The sequence below is a fragment of the Geomonas sp. genome (assembly GCF_056994735.1).
On sequence record NZ_JBXKJL010000170.1, the window covers coordinates 1 to 2,747 of the forward strand.

The 2,747-nt window shown below is 64.3% G+C and carries 2 protein-coding genes; one reads left to right on the top strand and one right to left on the bottom strand.

Annotation, left to right across the window (positions count from 1 at the left end):
- Positions 1–266: 266 nt before the first annotated feature.
- Positions 267–1,514: an IS701 family transposase gene (locus AC11W3_RS07955; protein ID WP_484092774.1), complete on the bottom strand. Its 1,248-nt coding sequence runs from the start codon at positions 1,512–1,514 to the stop codon at positions 267–269.
- 157 nt (positions 1,515–1,671) lie between these two features.
- On the opposite strand from AC11W3_RS07955, the gene AC11W3_RS07960 reads away from it, so the two are divergent.
- The gene (locus tag AC11W3_RS07960) at positions 1,672–2,517 is read left to right on the top strand and encodes an IS5 family transposase (RefSeq protein WP_484092775.1); all 846 of its coding nucleotides are present in this window, start codon (positions 1,672–1,674) and stop codon (positions 2,515–2,517) included.
- Positions 2,518–2,747: the final 230 nt, after the last annotated feature.

Sequence of the window (2,747 nt, forward strand, 5' to 3'; positions counted from 1 at the left end):
GCGTTCACTCGAAAACCTCCTGGCGGCGAACAAGCGAGTGTGGTGAAGCCCCTCGATTGTTCGAGAAAACCAGGGGGTTTTCGAGCCTTCCGACCTCAAATGACCTGGGATTACGCTTGGTTGAGGATTAGTCTGATGACGCGTTACCCGGATGTGCCGCACTCGTCAGCGGACCTTCGGTGAGCGTCACGTTAGTACGGCTTTGTCACATAAGCATCGGCCGGAACTGAGCGATGAACTCCTCGGCCCCCAACTCACGAATCGCCTCACGCCACAGCCAGTCGATCACCTGTCGGTGCACCTCCGGCAGCGACAGGCGGCGGCGGTCCGGCCGAGGGGGAAAAAGGCCGGCGTGTCCGACCACGCCGGCGCTGCTCCTGCCGCTGTTGCCACTCCTGAGTGACCAGGAAGGTGTAGGCCAGCATCACACTGACGGCATGCCGATGGAACCCCGGCCACAGACGGCCCTGGTACTGGTCCCACCCCAGCAGCCCCTTGGCCTCCTCGTGGTACCGCTCCACCCAGTGCCGCCGGTGCGCGTACTCGACCATCCTCGCCAGCGGCTCCTCCGGCCCGAAGTTACTCCAGTGATACTTCGGCTTCCCGTCCTGACCACGCCCGGGCCGCTCCCCGATCAGCCAGCCCTGCCGGCGCCGCCCCTCGGACGTCACCCGCCAGCAGCGCACCGCCGCGAACCGGCCCCGCAGCCAGCCCTTGCTCCCCTCGCGCCAGCGCACCGTCCGCCAGGTCGAGCGCGGCAACCCGGCCAGCAGCGCATCGGTCCGCCGCGCCGGAGCTGTGTGATCCGGCGCCACGGCGAAGTCGGCACGGACGGCCACCACGTACCGCCGCCGGCGCCGCTCCAGCCCGGCCAGGAAGTTGGGGTTGTCGCCGTAGTCGGCGTCGGCGACGACGCAGGCGTGGCGGACCCCCCAGGCGCGGGCCTGGTCCAGCAGCGCCAGGGCGATCTCGGGCTTGGTTTGGAAGGGGACTTCCTCGGGCACCCTGGCCTTCTGGCGACGTTCGGTGTCTGCGGCCCAGTCCTGGGGCAAGTACAACCGGGTGGCGACCGGCCAGGCGATGGTGCGTTCGGCGTAGTGGCAGTTGACCGCGACCTGGCAGTTACCGACCTTGCCGAGGGTGCCCGAGTACTGGCGGGCGACGCCGACGGAGCACCGGCCCTGCTTGGCGAAGCCGGTGTCGTCGAAGATCAGCACGCCGTCGCCCTCGGTGGGCAAGCGGAGCAGGCGCTGGACACGCTGGCGGTTGAGGTCGTCCTCGTCCCAGGCCATGGCGGTGAGCAGGCCCTGGAGGCGTTGCTCGGAGGTGCCGGGGACGACCTGGGCGAGGGTGTCGCAGTTCTTGTTGGGGTGCTCGGTGAGCAGCCCGGTGAGGTAGCGTTCCAGGGCCTGGGGTCCCTCGCTCCGCGGGAAGTGGACGCGAAAGTGGGCGAGGAACTCGGCCAGTTCGGGCAGCGGGGTGCTGGGGGCATGAGGGATCCGGTTCGTCTTCATACCCGTTCTACGAACCCAGATGCACCGGAGTTCATCTGACAAAGTCGTATTAATTGCTGTGAGCGGTACTTAGAGGCTATCCGGTATTCCGGTTTCTTCGTAACATGTTGCCCGTACAGGAGGCCCGAAAGACACAACGACGACGGAGCATCTCCCGATGCGTAAGCCTTACCCGTCCGACCTGACCGACGAGCAGTGGGCGATCATCGAGCCTCTGATCCCCGTCAACCGGGTCGGGCGGCCCCGCAAGGTCGACATGCGGGAGGTCGTCAACACGATCTTCTACCTGAACCGCTCCGGTTGTCAGTGGGACATGCTCCCCCACGACCTTTTGCCCAAGAGTACCGTCTACGATCACTTCGCCCAGTGGAGGGATGACGGCACCTGGCAGAGGATCAGGGACGCCCTCCGGCAGGAGGTCCGCACCGCGGGCGGTCACGACCCCAACCCGAGCGTCGCGAGCATCGACAGCCAGACGGTCAAGGCCACCGAGATCGCCGACAGCCGGGGGTACGACGGGGGGAAGAAGATCACGGGTCGGAAGCGACATATCATCGTGGACAAGCTGGGGTTGCTGTTGGTCGTCCTGGTGACGGTGGCGTCGGCCGACGATGGGACGATCGCCCCCGAGGTCTTGGGCCGACTGACGGCCGAGCACCAGACCCGGCTGAGGAGCATTTGGGCCGATGGCAAGTACCGCAACAACCACCTCGACGAGTGGCGGGCGCGGAACAAGGTGGGGTACGTGATCGAGGTCGTCAGTCGACCGTTGGGGAGCGTGGGGTTCGTGAAGCAGCCGCAACGGTACGTGGTGGAGCGGACGTTCTCCTGGCGGGGCCGATACCGGCGGCACAGCCGCGACTACGAGCGGTTCACGGAGTCGAGTGCGGCGATGGTCCGAGTCAGCTCGATTCATCGAATGCTCAGGCTCTTGAAGCCGGATAACTCGATAAAACCCGTACCGTTCAAATACCGGGAAACACAGCAAGAAGTTACCGGATAGCCTCTTAGTCCCTAAACAAGCGAGGTCGGGCAATTGACATAAGGCTGACAATGGGTTTGGGCCCTTGTTCTCAAGGAGAGAACGATTCGAAGGAATTCGGAGCGAGGTGTCGATTTCAAGTGAGCACCTTTCCTAATTAATTCGGTTTGTTTCGCCCTTGATTTTAAGGGGTTTGAGACACTATCAATACAATGTCACTTCTCGGACCTCGCTTGTTTAAGACGCGGTTT

Excerpts from the sequence above, each read along its gene's own strand:
- AC11W3_RS07955 (WP_484092774.1), bottom strand. The coding sequence starts at position 1,514 with ATGAAGACGAACCGGATCCCTCATGCCCCCAGCACCCCGCTGCCCGAA.
- AC11W3_RS07960 (WP_484092775.1), top strand. The coding sequence starts at position 1,672 with ATGCGTAAGCCTTACCCGTCCGACCTGACCGACGAGCAGTGGGCGATC.